General features: G+C 40.7%; 19 protein-coding genes and 1 tRNA gene. 6 read left to right on the top strand and 14 right to left on the bottom strand.

The features are described 5' to 3' along the window. Together G3KMM_RS01610 and G3KMM_RS01605 are read right to left on the bottom strand one after the other, a co-directional pair. On the bottom strand, positions 1-254 hold a 254-nt coding region (locus tag G3KMM_RS01610; RefSeq protein ID WP_129604646.1), incomplete at its 3' end, for a ribosome recycling factor. Between the two features lie 44 nt (positions 255-298). Beyond that, the gene (locus G3KMM_RS01605) at positions 299-1,534 is read right to left on the bottom strand and encodes an aminoacyl--tRNA ligase-related protein (protein WP_129604641.1); all 1,236 of its coding nucleotides are present in this window, start codon (positions 1,532-1,534) and stop codon (positions 299-301) included. Between the two features lie 85 nt (positions 1,535-1,619). Between G3KMM_RS01605 and greA the strand changes: the two genes are divergently transcribed. Then, complete coding sequence (greA, locus tag G3KMM_RS01600; RefSeq protein WP_129604635.1) at positions 1,620-2,066, top strand: transcription elongation factor GreA; 447 nt, start codon at positions 1,620-1,622, stop codon at positions 2,064-2,066. A gap of 61 nt (positions 2,067-2,127) precedes the next feature. Here the strand turns inward: greA and G3KMM_RS01595 are convergent, their stop codons facing one another. From G3KMM_RS01595 to rpsB, 4 genes are all read right to left on the bottom strand, one after another. Then, positions 2,128-2,934, bottom strand: coding sequence for a CPBP family intramembrane glutamic endopeptidase (locus tag G3KMM_RS01595; RefSeq protein ID WP_129604628.1), 807 nt, complete (start codon positions 2,932-2,934; stop codon positions 2,128-2,130). A gap of 7 nt (positions 2,935-2,941) precedes the next feature. Further along, positions 2,942-4,291, bottom strand: a complete 1,350-nt coding sequence (locus G3KMM_RS01590) for a M50 family metallopeptidase (RefSeq protein ID WP_129604625.1) — start codon at positions 4,289-4,291, stop codon at positions 2,942-2,944. Positions 4,292-4,363: 72 nt separating this feature from the next. Next, on the bottom strand, positions 4,364-4,954 hold the full coding sequence (gene tsf, locus G3KMM_RS01585; protein WP_129604623.1) for an elongation factor Ts: 591 nt from the start codon (positions 4,952-4,954) through the stop codon (positions 4,364-4,366). 16 nt (positions 4,955-4,970) lie between these two features. Continuing rightward, a complete protein-coding gene (gene rpsB / locus G3KMM_RS01580; protein ID WP_129604619.1) occupies positions 4,971-5,657 on the bottom strand; it encodes a 30S ribosomal protein S2 in 687 nt (228 codons plus the stop codon). Positions 5,658-6,071: 414 nt separating this feature from the next. Here rpsB and G3KMM_RS01575 point away from each other — a divergent pair, with 414 nt between their 5' ends. From G3KMM_RS01575 to G3KMM_RS01565, 3 genes are all read left to right on the top strand, one after another. Then, positions 6,072-6,632 carry a hypothetical protein gene (locus tag G3KMM_RS01575; protein ID WP_129604616.1) on the top strand — a complete coding sequence of 187 codons (561 nt, stop codon included), beginning with the start codon at positions 6,072-6,074 and terminating at the stop codon, positions 6,630-6,632. 134 nt (positions 6,633-6,766) lie between these two features. Beyond that, the gene (locus G3KMM_RS01570) at positions 6,767-7,096 is read left to right on the top strand and encodes a type B 50S ribosomal protein L31 (protein WP_129604614.1); all 330 of its coding nucleotides are present in this window, start codon (positions 6,767-6,769) and stop codon (positions 7,094-7,096) included. 68 nt (positions 7,097-7,164) lie between these two features. Next, positions 7,165-7,241: transfer RNA gene (locus tag G3KMM_RS01565), tRNA-Val, on the top strand. Positions 7,242-8,940: 1,699 nt separating this feature from the next. On the opposite strand, the gene G3KMM_RS01560 is transcribed toward G3KMM_RS01565, so the two are convergent. Then, positions 8,941-10,269 (bottom strand): hypothetical protein, encoded by a 1,329-nt coding sequence (locus G3KMM_RS01560; protein ID WP_129604612.1) that lies wholly within the window; start codon positions 10,267-10,269, stop codon positions 8,941-8,943. Positions 10,270-10,673: 404 nt separating this feature from the next. Between G3KMM_RS01560 and prfA the strand changes: the two genes are divergently transcribed. Next, positions 10,674-11,738: a peptide chain release factor 1 gene (gene prfA, locus G3KMM_RS01555; RefSeq protein WP_129604609.1), complete on the top strand. Its 1,065-nt coding sequence runs from the start codon at positions 10,674-10,676 to the stop codon at positions 11,736-11,738. Between the two features lie 8 nt (positions 11,739-11,746). Further along, on the top strand, positions 11,747-12,703 hold the full coding sequence (locus tag G3KMM_RS01550) for a N5-glutamine methyltransferase family protein (RefSeq protein WP_129604606.1): 957 nt from the start codon (positions 11,747-11,749) through the stop codon (positions 12,701-12,703). A 31-nt stretch (positions 12,704-12,734) separates the two neighbouring features. On the opposite strand, the gene G3KMM_RS01545 is transcribed toward G3KMM_RS01550, so the two are convergent. The 7 genes from G3KMM_RS01545 to G3KMM_RS01515 all read right to left on the bottom strand — a co-directional run. Further along, positions 12,735-13,958 (bottom strand): S1C family serine protease, encoded by a 1,224-nt coding sequence (locus G3KMM_RS01545; protein ID WP_129604604.1) that lies wholly within the window; start codon positions 13,956-13,958, stop codon positions 12,735-12,737. A gap of 23 nt (positions 13,959-13,981) precedes the next feature. Further along, complete coding sequence (locus G3KMM_RS01540) at positions 13,982-14,761, bottom strand: hypothetical protein (RefSeq protein ID WP_129604602.1); 780 nt, start codon at positions 14,759-14,761, stop codon at positions 13,982-13,984. A gap of 16 nt (positions 14,762-14,777) precedes the next feature. Next, positions 14,778-15,419 carry a signal peptidase I gene (lepB, locus tag G3KMM_RS01535; protein ID WP_129604599.1) on the bottom strand — a complete coding sequence of 214 codons (642 nt, stop codon included), beginning with the start codon at positions 15,417-15,419 and terminating at the stop codon, positions 14,778-14,780. A gap of 33 nt (positions 15,420-15,452) precedes the next feature. Next, positions 15,453-16,640 (bottom strand): tRNA guanosine(34) transglycosylase Tgt, encoded by a 1,188-nt coding sequence (gene tgt / locus G3KMM_RS01530; protein WP_129604597.1) that lies wholly within the window; start codon positions 16,638-16,640, stop codon positions 15,453-15,455. Between the two features lie 16 nt (positions 16,641-16,656). Then, complete coding sequence (locus G3KMM_RS01525) at positions 16,657-17,358, bottom strand: queuosine precursor transporter (protein ID WP_129604594.1); 702 nt, start codon at positions 17,356-17,358, stop codon at positions 16,657-16,659. Next, positions 17,345-17,719 (bottom strand): pyridoxamine 5'-phosphate oxidase family protein, encoded by a 375-nt coding sequence (locus G3KMM_RS01520; RefSeq protein WP_129604592.1) that lies wholly within the window; start codon positions 17,717-17,719, stop codon positions 17,345-17,347. The genes G3KMM_RS01525 and G3KMM_RS01520 overlap by 14 nt, the downstream gene beginning before the upstream one ends. A gap of 62 nt (positions 17,720-17,781) precedes the next feature. After that, positions 17,782-18,877 (bottom strand): AI-2E family transporter (locus tag G3KMM_RS01515; RefSeq protein ID WP_206660637.1); only part of this gene is annotated, 1,096 nt, incomplete at its 5' end.

Genomic DNA, 18,877 nt, shown 5'->3' with positions numbered 1-18,877 from the left:
GTCTGGTCAGCACGAATGGCTGAGGCAATGGCCTGAATAGTTGATGGATCAAACTGTGTAATAAGGAGCATCGTGGCATCACCAGCGGTGACATTGGCCACCTGATTTAGTGGCATATATTGACCGTAGGCTTCAACCTTAATACTACCTAGCATGTCTGGGTGGGCGCGTCCGGTGCGAACTTTTTGCATTTCTGACTTAAAACGCTCGATGATGGCTTCCATGGCTTGTTGATATTCAATATGATCAAACATAATTTTCCTTTATTTTTCTTATTTCTATAATATCACAGGGGAGACTAATCTCGTAGCAGCTGCTTAAATTCTTCTATGGAGAGAATTTTAGTTTCACTGGTTCTGCGATTAGTGATTTCAACTGAGTTATTTTCAAGCGTTTTATTTGAGACTACAACGCGATAAGGAATACCCATAAGCTCTGCGTCAGCAAATTTTTCACCTGGACGGAGCTTGCGGTCGTCGAGAAGGATACTGCTAGAGTATTCTTTATGAAGGATATTAGTAAAATCTTCTCCTTGATCACCAATACCAATTAAATAGTATTTGAAAGGTGCAATATTTTCTGGCCAGACTAGACCTTTGTCATCAGCAAATTTTTCAGCAATTACGCCCATGACACGTGAAACACCGATGCCGTAGCTTCCCATAAAAACGGTCTTCTTGATACCGTCTTGGTCGTCAAACTTTAGATTGATAGGCTCGGAGAATTTATAGCGTAAGGTGAAAATATTTCCAACCTCTGCTGCAGTGGTGGCAGTAAGATCTTCGCGTTTAACGCCTAGATCATTTAAAACTTCGTCATTCATAACCTCTTCGTTAATGGCAAGAGTTTTGTCCTGATTGAGATAAATAGTATCTTCACCGACTGGGAGAACGGTCTGATATTCATGGCTATATTTAGCAAAGGCGCCGCCGGAGGCGTAGGTTTTGTAGGTGCAGTCACCGAGTCCAAGTCGTGTATAGATCCTCATATAGGCTTGGTCGACTTGGTCATAAAATTTCTGATGTTCAGTTTCATCAACGCTAAAACTGTAGAGATCTTTCATGAGAAACTCGCGGGTACGTAAGATACCAGATTTAGCGCGTAACTCGTTTCGATACTTTGTTTGGAACTGGTAGACGTAGACCGGAAGATCCTTATAGGATGAAATGAACTTAGTCATCAGATTGGTAATCGGTTCTTCGTGAGTTGGAGCAAGACCTAATTCCCCTCCGGCGTTAAGTTTGGTTTTAAACCAGACGTCAATGACTTGATCACTCCAACGCTTTGTTTTAACCCATGGTTCAGGGTTTTGCAAGGCGGTCATTTGAAATTCTTGACAGCCCAAACTGTTTAATTCTTCACGAATAATATTTTGAATTTTATTTAAGGTAATGAGACCCAAGGGGAGAAAATCGTAAACTCCTGCCATTTCTTTATGAATATAACCTGCGCGAATCAGCAACTGAGCGTTGCGGGCAGTCTCTTCCTTTCCTACTTCGCGGAAGGTTTTGATAAAAGATTGACTTAATTTCATTTTTCTCACCTTTCTCTTAAATATCAATGGGTTGATTATAGCATAGAGCTTGACTTTTATAATACTTACGTGTATTTTATTAAGCATGAAAAAAATAGTAAACTTGACTAAAGACGGTAAGGCAGAGCTTGAAAAAGAGCTAAAGAGATTAATTGCCGAACGTCCTGTGGTTGCCGATCGCTTAGCTTATGCGAGGTCGTTTGGTGACTTAAAAGAAAATCAAGAGTATACAGACGCTCGCGACGAACAGCGACAGATCGAGACAAGGATTTTGGAAATTGAAGATATTTTAAAGAGTGCCAAAATTATTGAGGCTGGAAGCTTTGAAAAAGTAGCTGTGGGAGCAAAAGTAAAAATCAAAATTTTAGGCAAAGAACATGAGTATACTGTGGTCGGTGAAGTGGAAGCTGATCCGCTCAACGGTAGGATCTCGGATATTTCACCAATTGGTAAAGCCTTAATGGGTAAAAAAGTTGGTGATAAATATACATTACCAAATGGTAATGAGGGCGAAATCCTAGCTATCTCCTAATTCTTTAAAAAAATAACGCAGAGGGCGTTATTTTTTATTAGAAGAAGATATTTTTAAAGAACTAGAAGCCTAGAATATACATAAAATAAAAGGCAAGACCATTTTTTATCATATGTAAGAGAATACTGGCGTAAATAGTGCCGGTGAATTCACGGAGTCCGCAGAGAAATAGGCTGAGAGCAAAAACGTTTACTCCAACATTCCACTGACCATGCATGACGCCAAAAAGAATAGAAACAATTAAGATGGCCGGGACAAGGCTAACTTTTTTGCGGATTTTGCCATAGAGCCAACCGCGGAAGATAAGTTCTTCAAAGATAGGGGCGAGAATAACAAGTGAGATGAAGGCAAAAATGCGATCAAAACCGACCAGATAACGAGAAAAACCAACATCTTGGACTTGATTAACTTGAAACCAGGGGAGGTTTTTGAATAAATCTAGAATTAAGCCGGAGACGATAATGTAGAGAAAGAAAGAAAGAAGACTGAGTAAGATATCGAGAGAGGTGGGGAGATCGATGAGGCCGAGAGTTTTTTTATCAGTTTTCCATAGATTAATTAATTTTTGAACCCAGTTTAATTTTTTCTTTGGATCGTGGTTTTTTAATATTAAAGAAGGAAGAAGAGCTAAGATAATAAAAGCTAGAATGTAGGCAAGTGCTGTGTAAAGGGTGGTGATGACAGGGGTTTTAAAGGCGTCGTAACCCAGCGTGTAAATTATTGTGTAGCCGACAACGATTTCGCCAAGAAAAGAAATCGAAAAAGTGGAGGCGAGATAATAGATGATTAGGGGTAGATTTTTGATTTGGTTGAAAAAACGCTGCAATCCTTTTTCTTTTCGAGGCTTTAGTGAAATAGATGATTGCATAGGACTCCTATTTGGCAATTTTAATAATATCAAGAATGGTAATTAAAAGACTAAGTGCAATTAAGGCTAAGAAAGCGCGCCCGACGATTTTTTCCTCAGTCTGTTTTTTAAGCTTTTTACCACGCAACTTGAAGAGTCCAATTAAAAACCAACGACCACCATCGAGAGCTGGAATTGGAAGGACATTCATACAGGCAAGAGAGATGGAAATCACGGCGGCTAAGAAGGCGAGATTGGTTGGACCGGCACTTGTGAAGGCTGGAAAGAGTACGCCGATAATGCCAACAGGCCCGGAAACTGAATCTCCAACTTTACTGATTTGCTTTTTTCCCTCTTCTTTGGTTTGGTTGTTACCACTAAATTGCCTGATGACTCCTTGGAAGATATTCTTGACAAGTTCACCAAAGCCTTCGAAGGTTTTGGTGGTGATTTGTGTAGTGGTACCAATACCAACAAGGGGGGCCGACCAAGTGTAGCGGGTTTTGGCTTCTGTAAAATTGGGTTCTAAGGCAATGCCGAGGGCTGGCTGATTATTTTCGCCGGAGCCGAGATTTGCAGTGGCAGTATATTCTTGCTCGGAATCAAGATTCTTTAAGTGGTAAATAACGGTTTGGTTTTTGTGGGAGTTATTAAACTCTATTACCGATTGAGAGTTGGCTGGTTGAATTTTCTGATCGCTGTTTTGTTCGGACATACTAAGGATCCGGGAATTTTTCTTAATGCCAGCTTTTTCGGCGGGAGAATTTTCAAGGACTTTTGAGATGATGACAGGCTGAGTAGTTCTTTTTGCGTCGCTTTGAATTGAGAATTGATTAGGTAGAAATTCCGGCATACCAGTCCAGGCTAGAATAGTGAAGATAATGATAGCTGTTAGCCAGTTCATGACCACACCGCCGAAGAGAATTTGTGTTTTTTGCCAAAAATTAGTGGCGCCAAAGGTTCCCTTCTTAGTGTCGGCTGCAGATTCGCCGTCCATGGCGCAAAAGCCACCGATTGGGAGATAGTTAAGACTAAAAATTAAGTATTTTTGAGGAGTTTGATATTCAGCTTTTGGAAATGGGAGCCAATAGTATCTTTCTTTATCACTAGTTTTGGCGTTCTTAATTTTTGCCAGTCTTTTTTGTAATTTAGCTTGATTTATCTGCTTTTTACCTTCCTCTGAGAGATTTTCGAGGTAATTTTCAACCTGGCTGGCTGGAATATGAATCCAGGCAATGGCGCGTGGAGGAAAACCAATGCCGAACTCGTTGACTTTAACGCCATTTTTCTTGGCAGTGAGAAAATGTCCTAGTTCATGAAGGACAACAAGAGTAGTTAATACGATAAATCCAATCAAAATCCCAAAAAATATATTCATAAGTAATATATTACCATAACTCGGGTGGAAGATAAAAAAATAAACCCCGTAGGGTTTATTTTTTAGAGTTGACTATTCGTTTACGCCAAGCTCGATACGTTTGAACTGACGAATGGTGATATTTTCACCAGTCTTAGCGATCATCTCTTTAATGAATTCAGCAACAGTTTTTGAATCATCAAGGATGTATGGCTGAAGCATAAGAACCTTATCAGCAAAAGCTTTCTTGATTTGACCTTCAATGATCTGATCCTTCATGTTTTCTGGGCCCTTGAAGTTTGCTTCGAATTCAGCAGCTTTTTCGTTGTAGGCAGCTTCTGGGATGTCAGCTTCGGAAACGTAAAGTGGATTCATAGAAGCAATCTGCATGGCTATTTTATGAGCAAGCTCTTTAAATTCGTCGGTATTAGCAACGAAGCTAGTTTCGCAGTTAACTTCGACGATGGCGCCAAGACGGTTGTCATGAATGTAAGAAGAAACGATGCCTTCACGAGTTTCGCGGTCGCCGCGTTTTTCGGCTTTTGTAAGGCCTTTTTCGCGCATAGCTTTAAGGGCTTTGTCAAAGTCGCCGTCGGCTTCGACAAGAGCTTTTTTAGCATCAGTTAGACCAACGCCAGATAATTCTTTGAGTTTTTTGATTGCATCAATGGTAATTTCTGCCATTTTATACTCCTTTTATTTATTGTTTTGCTTGTTTGATAGCTTCAACGAAGTAGCCGAGAATTAATTTTTCGGTCTTAGTGGAATCATCATTGGCTGGAATAATAAAGTCGATGTCGGTTGGGTCGATATTGGTGTCGCAGATAGCAATGACTGGAATCTTAAGGGTTTTAGCTTCTTTGATTGCATTCTTGTCTTCGCAAGCATCGGTAACGATGATAAGACTTGGCTGATCAGTCATTTCTTTAATACCGCCGTAACGAGTATTGAGGACTTCGATTTCTTCCTGGAAGCGCTGTACTTCTAATTTGGAGTAGCGAGCTTCAAGTTCGCCAGACTGCATGCGACGCTCAAGGTCTTTGAGCTTCTTGATTTGACGATTGACGGTTTCGACGTTGGTAAGAGTACCACCAACCCAACGCTCGGTGACGTATGGCATATCAATAGACTCGGCAATTTCTTTAACGATGGATTTTAGTTGCTTTTTGGTGCCGACGAAGAGAATTTTCTTGCCTTCTTTGGCAACTTTCTCAACGATAGGAAGAGCGCGTTCGATACCCTCGACGGTCTTCTCAAGGTTAATAATGTGAGTGTCTTGGCGCTTGCTGTGGATATATTCAGCCATTTTTGGGTGCCAACGTGAGGTCTTGTGACCAAAGTGTGCTCCAGCTTCGAGGAGCTCTTTCATGTCGATCTTAATAGACATGTTTTCCTTTCCCTTCACTTCGCTTTTGTTTCAGGAAAACGCGCGAAGTTGTTTCATTAAAATTATTAATACCTTTATTATACTATATTTTGGTGTTTTGTATAGAGGTAAAGACAATAAGCGTCAAGAGTTTAGTATAACCTTATTGACATTATATCAAATATATGATATAATTTAAACATAAGCTTGAAGTGAAACACGAAGAGCTTATAGTGACTACCTATAGGTAGTTTGATTAAAAATTTGAGTTGAGCAGTGACTTTTCTGCGTACTCCTAAGCGGTATAAGATGACAAGATATTTTTCGTGTTATCTTATACCGTTTGGGGGAGAATCCGAGCGGATGTTTGACCATTGGACGTGGTGTCCATTGGATATATAAGCCGGCGGGCAATATACGCGAAAGGAGATACTTATGGCAACAACTACTTTGGTTATAAAGAGCGGACAGATTATTGATTATTCTGATAGATATTTTCATTCTCTTTCTGAGGATGGAAAGATATATTCCGGCAACGGCTGGGATGTCGAAATCAAGGAAGGCCGTAATGGCCGACCTGGCAGAATAATCTGCCACGCCGAGAGGGTTTACTCTTACGGCCCGGCGGTGTGCCACCGTGAGTTTAAGTTGCAGGATGGCACTTTAGGTCTAGCTGGAGGTAATATCACCTCCAGGTATGCCTACTTCAGGTCAGATAATTTTACAAAGTGGCTGAAGGAAAATGGCATACAGGCCATACGTCGACAGAACCCAAATATTACTTACAGGTCTTCTAATCCTGTGAGTGACTTTTGGAGTCACAATCTCATCATCGATACTGATGGAGAAACAGAATACAGTGAGGACCTTAAGTCCATTACTGTGTCTGGTGCAACCTATGCCAAGGTTGCTCAAAGATATTGTGACGGTATCGGCTGGCGCACAAGGGAGGCGATTTTATATACAGAAGTAAAAGACGTAAAGTCTCTCTTTTGATCACCTCTCCTAATCAATTCATGTACATTACTTACCCTCGGATTATATCCGGGGGTTTTCTTTTGTATAAAAACTGACTAGCCTTTTTAATAACTTTACAATTTAAGGATAATCTGATATTATTTTGGGTAATTATGAGTAAAAAAGAATTACATCCAAAAGATTATCGTTTTGTAGTTTTTTCAGATGAGGCAGCGAATTTCTCTTTTCTAACCAAATCAACTGCAAAAAGCGACGAAACGGTTAAATGGACTGACGGAAATGAATATCCATTAGTAAAGGTACAGATTTCCTCAGCTTCACACCCATTCTTCACTGGCGAAGAGAAGATTATCGATACCGAGGGTCGCGTTGATCGCTTCAAGGCTCGTGCTAAGAAAGCTGAAGAGCGCAAGGCTGCTCTTTCAAATAAGGCTAAAAAAGCTGAAAAAGAAGCCGAAAAGAAAGCCGCTAAGGAAGAATAATCTAGATAAAATAAAGATGGAAAAACCATCTTTATTTTTTTGTCTATTCCCTGTTATAATAGTTATACGGGTCTTTAGCTCAGTTGGCTAGAGCGTACGATTCACATTCGTAAGGTCACTGGTTCGAGCCCAGTAAGACCCACCATTCCGAATATAAAGCCCTTTTTCAGTCGTTTTCTCCCTGTAAATCTCGGTTAAGTCCCTTGCAAATTTCTGTGGTTATTTTTTAGCCGGTTTTTCCAATTTTTCGAGTCACAGATACGGCTTGACCTCTATAAATTTCCTAGTTAAAACCTCTTCCATTTTTTTATATATATCGACTTTGTTTTCTATTAGCTTCGCTATGGGTCCGATGGCTTGCAGTATTACTCGGCGTTTACCTGCCGTTTCGGCTGCTTGCATTTTCTCTTTAGGGCTTCTAAGGGTTTTAAGCGTTTTGCCTATTACTTCGTACCATTTCTTGTTGTGCTCCTGCGCGTCTTTGCTTACCTGCTTAATTTTTCTATACGTTTTCGTAGTTGGCGGTCTTTTGTTTCAAATAAGTCATCATATACCATTCCTCTAAGGTTCATATCTAGTAATCTGCTTCTTTTTTTTCGCATTCTTTTAGACTAGTATGTTGCATTTCGGCTCGGTCGTAGCGTTCTTCAATTTCTTGCTCAGGGGTTTTCTTTAGCATTTGCATAGAATATTCATATAGAAGCGGATGAATTGTCTAGCTATCTAGTAGAATCAATAGTATAAATATTGTATTTTCCCATATGAGAACACATAAAGTCGTTCAGGCAAAAAGCAATGTCCTCTATACAGGCAATTGCGTCTATATCGTCAAGATTTTTAAACTCAACGATTTTATCATCAGTGATACCGATATGTTTGAGTTTATTAGCTCGACTATATGTTACACCATATCCCTAGATAAAATCATGTTCGCAAAGACTCTTAAATAACGACTGGAGACGTATTGTATTGCAAGTTAAGAAATTTGTGTAGCTTTGCAATAAAACCATCTAAAAATCGCTTAAGATACGCTCTGGACATTTTGTGAAAAAATGCTTTATATTTTTCATAGTTAGCTGCAAATTTTTGTTTAATTATGAAAACCAAAAAACCATCACCATTATGAAATACCTCGATACTGACAGTGAGTGCCATTTTGAGATTATTGATGATTTGCAGTTTTCAAATCTTGAAGACGGGTTTAATTACCTTGCTAGACTAGAGTGTCAACTCTGGACTGACGGTGAAATAGTCAAACACTTATGGACTAAAACTTCTAATTGTTGTGAGACGGTTTAGGTGCGACTCTATATTACGAATTTCAGACGACATTTTGGTAAGACTTCACTATTGCTAACAAATTCGGACTTGAAGCAGTTAAGGACACTTATGAGAGGACTAGATAAGAATGGGGGCGCCGATCGCGTATATAGTACGAGCTTTCGATGGTGTTCAACCATAAGTGTTGGTATTATCATGGGCAAAATAACATCTTGAGTAAGCTTTATTTTGACCTTTGGGCAGAGTATCACGATTGCGTACTTGACAACTGGGAAGGAGAAGATTTGCAGTGCTATCTGCGAATAATGGATTAGGTATGGTGATTATCGAGGGGAAACGAATCTATCAATACTTGCGAAATATTTGGCAAAGAATCGTACCTACCTCTGATGGATGAAGAATTGTTTGTCCTTAGAAAATATCTAATTAAAAGTGACTACATGCAAAACTGGCTCACCACCCTGAATAGGTGTGAGCGCAAGTTTATCAAGAGCGGCTATTGCCCTAAATGTCAAGAGCTAATCTTTGGCAATGATGAAACAAAGCGGATTTATTGAAGTCAACTATTCGTCGATTTCTAACTTTATAATTCCGCTTTTTTCATGGAGTTTTCCGAAAAAAATACCTGCGTATTTATTGTCATTCTTTGACTTAAGATACGCTTCAAAGAGTGTTTTAACCGAGATAACTGCAATCTCCTGCGAGGTGGCATATTTAATTAAATTTTCTGGTAGATAGTTGTCGGACCTTTCGTCGGGCTTTTTACCAATCTCGTTAGATACGATGAATAACCCTTTATACTCTTTGCCAACGTCAGATAAATCTTCTACCCAGTCTCTAACTTGTCTAAGGCCATTCTTGTCTACCATCTGCTTAGAAGTGCTTTTAATCTCGACAGCAAAATGCGCGCTACCGTAAGAAAAGCTACAGTCTGCGGCATTCTCGGTGTTATTCTCGTCATCGTTTTCAATAGATGCACCCATAGATTTCAAGACTCTTTCGATGCTCTTTTCTAGTGGCTTATCGCTTTTCCAAAGTATTTCTATTGGCTGGCGTTCGTTTTCTAGCTCTTGAATTAGAACATTTTTCTCATTTGTAAGGTCGGCTATCTTGGAACCGATCTGTTCAAGTCTATCGTCGATGTCTTCCTGACTAGGCACCTTAATATTTTTCACCCACTCAGGCTCTGGTTTTTCGTTGCCTAAGTATAATTCTAGAATTTCCGACACCATATCATTTTGATCCATCCCATAGATTGGCGGAAGCAAATAGATATCTCCAAAAGATGGAACGGTATTATCTTTGTGATATAAATAGGGAGATGGCATTTTTGTAAAAGGCTCGAGTTTTGCCGCTAAAATTTTGTCGGCGCGATTTTTCAGTAGAGGAATAAGCGTACCTGCCATCTCATAGCCACCTACACCGGAACACCATTTTAGTTGAACATGGCTCGATATAGTAATATTCTCACCCAAGAAATATGAATAGCTTTTTACTTTTTCCAAATATTTCAGAAAAGTTCGGTCGCCTGTTTTCTCGCGCGTTACAGTGTTGCCATTCCTTATTTCAGAAGAAACAGAGAAGCCAATTAAATTCAAAATACTCTCTTGTTTTACTGTAGTATTTGGGTTTCCAACTACTATAATGAAAGTTTCAGGCTTTTTGAGAACATCGTAGATAATGTCTGGAGATATAGAATGATGCTCGAAAACTCCGCGCATTGAACTAACGTTGTATGAATTTAGATAGTAGTCCGACATATCGAACACTATACCATCATAATCGCGCAGATTTATTAAACCCAACTCATTGTCACACCAAGAGACGATGTCGACTTTAAGATTAGAGATATTGACTTTGTTGCACTTTGTAGATATTACTAAAACTTTCATTGCGAGTCCTCTGCAATTTTTACTCGTACATTCATTAGCATTGGTAGTAACCAGTCGCGGAGAGAGATGAGTCTTGTGTTTTCTTTTCTGAGCATATCGTTTTGGGAGAGGCATGAACTAATAGTGTCAGAGTATTTTTTAAGGATAACTTCATCTGGAACTATTAGCTTAACATTTTTAACGCCATAGTTACTAATTGCTTCGCCAATCTTTTTGTTCATACATTTGTTATAACATATAAACGTCAAAACGTCTAAACGACAACACGATAGCAATTTTTATGGTATAATATCGCTATTGGGGGCAGCCAGCTACTCTTCGTATATGCGGTGTTAGAGTTTCTCCTCGATGTCCTCTTTATACGCGAGTAAAACCTGGTTAATTAAACCCCACCAAAATAAAATATGCAAGAAAAGATAAAAAGTTTGATTGAAGAAGCTGAAAAGATTACAGTTTTTTTGGCTGATCCGAATGCTTATATGAGCGAGGATTTTGCTTCTAAATCAAAACGTTTATCTGAAATTAATGAAATTATAAATATTGATAAAGAAATTAAGCAGTGTGAAGCTCATATTAAAGATGCTGAGGAGCTATTAAGTGATGTGGAACTTTCTGAGATGGCGAAACTCGATATTGATGAGAACCAGGCGAAGATTGAGAATTTGACCGCTAGTCTTGAAGAAAAATTAATTCCTAGGGACCCTGATGATGATAAGCCTGTGATCATGGAAATTCGAGCTGGGGCTGGTGGTGATGAGGCTTCCCTATTTGCAGCCGAGCTCTATCGTATGTATTTGCGCTATGCGGAAAAACATGGCTTAAAGACTGAATTGATGTCTGAAAACGCCAATGAGGCGGGTGGAATTAAGGAAGTAGTAGTAAAGATTTCTGGCGAAAGGCCGTTTGGCAGTCTTAAATTTGAGGGTGGTGTGCATCGAGTACAACGTGTGCCGGTAACCGAATCTCAAGGGCGAATCCATACCTCAACAGCTACTGTCGTCGCTCTACCGGAAGTTAAAGAATCAGAAATCGAGATTGACGAAAAAGATCTTAGGATCGATATTTACCACTCGGGTGGGCATGGTGGGCAGTCGGTTAATACGACAAACTCTGCAATTCGAATTACACACTATCCTTCCGGTCTCGTTGTGGCAATGCAAGACGAACGATCATTGAGGCAGAATAAAGAGAAGGCAATGATGGTGCTCCGCACACGCCTAAATGACATTAAACGCGCAGAACAGGCGGCGAATGCTTCGGCAGCACGAAAGTCATTAATTGGTACTGGCGATCGTTCTGAGAAAATTAGGACTTATAACTTTCCGCAAGACCGCGTGACCGATCATCGAATTCATTATTCGCGCTCGAATATTAATGCGGTAATGGACGGTGATCTCGATGATATTTTAGCGGAGCTTAAAAAATACGAGATGCAAGCAATTCGTGACGAAAACGGTATTACGGAGTAAGGGGCTAAATGGCGTTAACGATTAAAAGATGGCTAACGCAGGCAAAGACTTTAGTTAATCCAATTGATGCGGAATTGATTTTAACTAATGTATTTAAGGCGGCCGATCGGACTTATCTCGTGACGCATGAGGAGTCGGTTTTGTCGGATAAAGAGAGGCAAACCGCAGACCGGATGCTGAGTTTGCGCACGCAGCACGTGCCACTCGCCTATATTACTGGCGAGAAGTGGTTTTATGGTCATAAATTTAAGGTGAATCCAGATGTCTTAATCCCTAGGCCTGAAACTGAGGTGATGGTTGATCTCGCGGTACGGCTTTATAGTGATATTTTAAAAAAGAAGATTGAAACTTTTGACTTATTGATTAAACAGAAGTTCGGCGCCATTGAGCCAAGTTGGCCAGACAATCCGGTAATAAAAGAAGAATATGCTAAGTTAAAAACGGAAATTATGTCGCCAGTACTGATTTTTGAAGTTGGGGTAGGTTCTGGTTGCGTATCTGTTTCAACGGCACTCGCTTGTCCTAATGCAGAGGTGATAGGTATAGATATTTCTAAAGAGGCGTTAAAAGTGGCGGTTGTAAACGCTGCTCAATATAAGACTAAAAACTTACATTTGACGTCGGGTGATTTACTCTCAAGTGTAAAGGATGACGCGCCGGCTCCAGATATTATGATGGCAAATTTGCCTTATGTGGACCGGGCATGGGAGTGGCAGTCTCCTGAGATTGAATATGAACCAGTGGTGGCGTTGTTTGCTGAGAAGAATGGACTGGAACTCATTTATAAGTTGATTCGTCAGGTTCGTAAAAAATGGGCAAAGTTGTTTGAAGAAAAAACCTTACACCAAAAATATTTAATCTTGGAGTCTGATATGAGTCAGCACGAAAAAATTATTCGTTATGCTAAGCGCTATGGATTCAAATATATTGGAAGTGAAGGTTTGATTACCTGTTTTGAATATTAAAAATAGACCCCTCAAGGGGTCTATTTTTAATTTATTGTTTATAAGCCGTGAGTGTTAATTCGAGATCTTCGGTTTTACCATTACGAATAATCGTAAGAGTGACAGTATCACCTACGGAATATTCACCAATTAAGCTAGAAAGTGAGCCGGAGACGCCGATTTCTACGCCATTTACAGAGGTGATGATGTCGTTTTCTTTGAGGCCGGCCTTATCGCCAGCGCTGCCTGGAATAATGGCGTTATTACCTTTACTAGAAGAAATTAATGCGCCATGATTAATATCTAGTTTTTTCTGTTTAGCAATTGTGGGGGTAAGATTGACATAGCGAACGCCGATCACAGCGCGTTCAAAACCTTGACCCTTTAGTACATTATTAATAATACCCTTCACGCTGGAAATAGGGATGGCGAAACCAACGTTATTACCCTGACTAGCGTAGGCGGTATTAATACCAATAACCTCGCCAGCAGCGTTAAGCAATGGCCCACCAGAATTTCCACCATTAATGGCGGCATCGGTTTGGATCATATCGGAGAGAGTTTCAATCTGGGTACGAGAAGAGTCGGTAGCGGTGAGGCTACGACCTTTACCTGAAATAATGCCGGAGGTGACGGAGTTTTGGTAAGCACCAAGCGCATTACCAATGGCAATAACTTGTTGCCCTGCTGAGATAGTCTTAGAGTCACCTAATTTAATAGGTGTAAGATCTTTGGCATCTTTAATTTTGATAATAGCAAAATCATTGAGTGGGTCGGTGCCAATTAGTTCGACATCTTCAAAAGCGGTACCGTCATCAAGGAGGACACCAATTTTGTTGGCGCCAGAGACGACATGTTTGTTGGTAGCAATATAGCCGTCTTTACTTAGAATAAAGCCGGTACCGGCAGCAGTTGCTGATGATTCGGAGCTTGTAAGTGATTTTTGGGTGGTGCTGGTAATGATTGAAACAACACTTTTTGAGACGGAATTAGCCACGCTGGCAATAGAGCCTTCGGTGAAGTTTAGTGAATTACCATTGGAGCTTGGGCCGTGGACATGTGAATTAAGTTCAGAATAAAGAGCGTGATTTAGATGTAAGCTATAGAGACCACTAGCGAGGGCGATGACTGCTAATAATACAACTACTGGGTTGGTTTGAGTTTTTTTGGTTGGATTTTGATCAGTCGACTGAATTAAGTTTTTATAGTCTGCAGTTTCTTGCTTAGTCTTTTCCGTTTTATTATTTGATGCGTCTGAATGAGACTCGTTGGTCATATTTTTACCTCCTTTATACGGTATTAAACGTTGAATAATGGTTTACTAAACCACAGTACGATAATAACAATGAGAATAATTGAAAAGATAGCTGGGGTGGCAATTTTTGAAAATGAGAATTCTTCGTTACTGGAGTAATTTTTAAAAATGTAGCCCAGAAGAAAAGTGAGCGCGGTTAGGAGAATAGCGGATTGTGGAAGGAGAAAACCGATTTCTCGATAAGTATAGACGATGAGCCAGGATTGGGAGAGCCAGGAGATTTCGGTAAAAAGAAGACCGATAATAAGTGATAAGAATGTGAAATCGGTGTCATCACCTTGGACGAGCACATGTCTGGCTGCAGCAAAACCGACAAGAAAATTAAGAAGGACCGGGAAAACGGAGTTAGCGGTAGCAGTCATAAGAGTAGTGGCGGTGGTGCCTAAGAAGACTGCGAGAAGAGACTGCAAAGCCGAGGCACGTTCAGAAGACATTGGCTTCAAGACAATAAGCCAGGCGGAATAAGAAATAGCAAGTATAAAATGAATAGGTAGAAGTGTTGGGCCAGAACAGTAGGTGATGAAGATGAAAGAGAAGCCAACAATAAGGTCAACCAAGTTTGACTTGAGGTTAAGGAAGAGGTAGCGAGGGCGAACTGCGAACATGCGCCACTTCGAAAGAATGACGAGTAAAACGCCTGGGATCCAGCTTGCTGTTGAGAAGGTAATAAAAACGGAACCAAGTCCAAGGACAAGATTAAATAAGGCGTGCAGCACCGTACTAATAATGTTGCGCCCCTTACGTATTAAAACATAATCTGACATATATAAATATTATAACCTAAAATAGACGAATTTTATCAAAAGGATAGAGACGTAATAGGACTGGACCGATGATGCGGCAATATGGAATAGTGCCAAGGCCATAGCGAGAATCATAAGAGTGAGTACCTTCGCGGTTGTCGCCGGCAACGAAAATTTCGTCTTCAGGCACGGTCATGTCGACTTCGCCAGCGGTATATTTCTTTGGCCCATCTTGGTCTGATTTTCTGGTTGATTCGTCAGGATTAAAGCCTTCAGGGTGTTCTTTATTGTAAACGGTTAATTTACCATCTTTTACAACAACGCGCTCGCCCGGAAAAGCGATGACGCGCTTAATGATGTATTGGTCGCGAATAGAGGCCTCGACGCCACAGGTTAATGGTCCGCTGGCATCTCCATTAAGAAAGACAATGATTTGGCCGCGCTCTGGAACGTATGGTTTACCAAAAAAATGCGAGAGTGAGACAGCGGCACGGTTAACGATTAGACGATCTTTGCCATGCAGGGTGTTTTCCATAGAGGCGCCCACTACATTGTATGAACGCATGATGTAAGTATTAAGAAAATAGGTACCAAGAATCACAAAGAGGACAAAAATAATCAGGCTAAAAATGTCTTTTAGTAGAGGGTGTCTTCGAATGAAAGAGACTTGATTATCCACTACCTTATTTTAGCATAAATAATTTAGGTTTTTCTATTTTGCGTAATAATTTCGTAGGAATTCTTGCTTAAACCGATGGAAACGATCCTCTAGAATAGCATCACGAATTTGTTCAGTGAGACGAATAATAAAGCGCAGATTGTGTATGGATGCGAGGCGATAAAACTTGGCCTTTAATTCCCCGTCGCCGGAGCGCCAAAGGTCACGGAGTTCACCACGGGTGTGACCGGCTTGGCAGGTAGGGCAGTCACAGTCTTCATCAAGTAGAAGATTTGAGCCTTTAAATTTACGTAAATTAATGTCCCCGTATTTGGTATAAATCTTACCGTGCCTGGCTTCTCTAGTAGGGGCAACACAGTCAAAGGTGTCGGCTCCCATTTCGGCGCCATTTAAAATATCGTCTGGATGAGAAAGTCCTAAAAGATGTCGAGGTTTATGCTCTGGGAGTTCCTCATTACACCAACGAAGAATTTCGGAGAGGTCTTCTTTAAGAAATGCACCACCGAGTCCATAGCCATCAAAAGGCATGGCGCCAAGTTTTTTAGCAGTACTACGCCTAAGATCTTCCCAACGACCGCCCTGGAGTACGCCGTAGAGACTTTGTCTGTAGCCTAGAGAATCGCGTAGCTTAAGATGTTCATCTAGGCTTCGTTTAGCCCAACGCTCCGTGCGCGCTAATGCTTCGACATTGTAATCGTAATCGTCGGCTAAGGAAGTGAGTTCATCAAAGGCCATATGAATGTCGGCGCCTATTCTACACTGAATTTGCATGGATTCTTCGGGGCCAATAAAATCAGGTTGACCATCAAATGGATCGGTAAAATGAACTCCGTCCTCGGTGACATGAGCAAGACGTTCTTTGTGGGCTGTATTGGTTACACCACGCTCTTTGTCCATAGAGACTACCTTACCTAGCCCGGAGCCAAGTGACATGACTTGAAAACCACCAGAATCGGTGAGGGTGGGGCCAGACCAGCCCGACCATTTAGACAGTCCTTTTTCGTCGGCAATTTGATAGGAAGTTCGACGTAAATGATAGCCATTGCTTAGCATAGCTTGAGCACCTATATCGACAAGGTCTTCTGGTTTTAAGAATCGTACGTAGCCTTGGGTGCCAACGGTCATAAAGGCTGGGGTTTTAATCTCTCCGTGTGGAGTTTTAATTGTGCCGGCTCGGCCGAGGGTGCCAGGAATTTTATGGTCAATCTGGAAGCTAAACATTATTCAAAACTTTCAGTTAGGATTTTATTGTTCTCTGGACTTCTTTGGTTGTTTGTTCCTCGTCCTTTAAAAATGGACGAACTTTGGCAACAATGAGAAGTTCGATTGGTGACAGAATTAATTCGAGACCTAGACCGAGGAGGTAGGCGAAGAGTGCCTGATTAAGAAAGTCATTGAGTGGAAGAACACCAAGGAAGGCAATGGTTTCAAAGACAAGACTATCGAGAAAATGGGCAACGATTGATGATCCAAGTGCACGCACAAGGAAGAGTTTTGAGCCAGTTTTCTTCTTAATTTTTTCGAAAATAAAGTTGTTAGAAAATTGTGAGAAGAAATAGGCGGTGAGAGAGCCTAAAATGATGCGGGGTGCAAAGCCGAGTACGTTAACAATGGAGTTCTGCATCTCTTCGGTGCCGGTAAAAGGAGGAAGCGAGCAGACTGCCCAAAAAACAAGTGCGGCAAGAATATTTAAGAGGATGCTTGAAAAAATAACAGATTTTGCTACTTTTTTGCCGTAAAACTCGATAATGATGTCGCCGAGAATGTATGAGATTGGAAAACAAAGAATCCCCCCATCAACAGCAATTCCGAACATATTCCAAAGCTTGGTGGCAGCTAAGTTTGAAATCAGCAGAATACCTGCGGAGATTGCTGTGAGGTAGATGAGAGTAGTTTGTCTAACGTTTGTGGTTGACACAGTGGATTTAGAATTCGACATTGATTACTTCGCCAAGTTTATTTTGGATAGTACCGTGAACATTTTTAAGTTCTAGAGCAGCACAGTCGTTTCCTGCGTAGTCCTTTTTAGTGGACTCATATGCGGCTTGGTTTAATGCTTCGTCTTCAACAGGATAAGCTTCGGCAGTTATGCGAAGAGCACCTAGGGTGTCGTGTTTTGCATAGATTTCAACCTTTGGATTGTTCTTAATCTGAGCAAAAACTTTTTTATTATTTTTAGTACCAATGTAGAATTTGCCATCAAGGATGCCGGCTGCATCAAAAGGACGAACATGTGGCTGATCTCCTTCAGTGGTGGCGATCATAAAAATTCCTTCAAGAAATGGTAATACTTGTTCCATAATATACTCCTTAAATTAGTTCTCAATAATTATGTCATAGACGGATTAAATAGTCTATGAATTTAATCGTCCATTACTTTTTTAATCGCGGCATATTCGTCAATAATAACTTTGATACAGCCGGCAATCGGAATAGCAATTAGACAGCCAATAAGACCAAAAGCATACATACCGATAATGATGGAAATAAGAATTATAACTGGAGGTAAGCCAAGACCTTTACCTTGGACTCGAGGGGCTATAATGTTGTTTTCAATTTGTTGATAGATGAGATAAAAGAGGAAGAAGCTGAAGGCTGCCCATGGGGAGTTGACGAAAAGGAGAACGGTATTGATGATACAGGCGATGACTGGTCCAAACATAGGGATGAGATAGAAGAGGAAGGAGATGAGTCCTAGAGGAATAGCGATGCCGCCAGAGACGCTAAAAATTAAGCAAAGAATAAAGACACTAATGGCGGTAATAGTGCCGTCTAGAAGTGCAATCAAAACTTGTGCGGAGACGTATTTGGCAACTACGGTACTTAGTTTAGAGGTGACGCGATGCCAGACACGAGTGGCTTGTGCGTTGCGAGAAGATGAGATCGTGCGCCAAAAATTTTCCACTAAGGTTGGACCTTCGAGCATGAAAAGGATGGTAAGAACGATGGTAAGAATGATGTTGGTGAGAATGGTGCCGATGGTGCCGACGCTACTAATTGCAATACCGCTGAGATTATTGAGTAAAGTATTGGAAAAATTACGTAAGGCCACAAGAAGTTGTGCTTGTAGGTCAGGAATACCAAAATATTCACCTATACGATCTAGGTTGAATTCGCCAATTACGGTAGAGATTTTTTGAGGAGCAGAGGCGAGAAAAATTGAAACTTGAGAAACAATCATTGGTCCGACGACGGCTACAATTGTTGAGAAGCCAAGAACGACGACGAGAACAGCAATAATGGCAGTGAGTCTAGGGCGCTCCTTCTTTTTATCTATTTTGTCAATTAGTTTGGCAAGTGGACGTAGAGCTAATGCTAGAAAAGCGGAAATAAAAATAATAATTAAACCACTAGCAGCTTTGAAAATTAAATAGCCAAGGCCTGCAAAAGCAATAATGACAAACCAAAAGCGAATAAAAGTTTTAGTATCGACCTCAATTGTACGTGACATGTACCTC

The organism is Candidatus Nanosyncoccus nanoralicus, assembly GCF_004138405.1.
Lineage (GTDB): Bacteria > Patescibacteriota > Saccharimonadia > Saccharimonadales > Saccharimonadaceae > Nanosyncoccus > Nanosyncoccus nanoralicus.
Note: the sequence above shows the minus strand (reverse complement) of the source record. Positions and strands in the feature narration are given on the sequence as shown.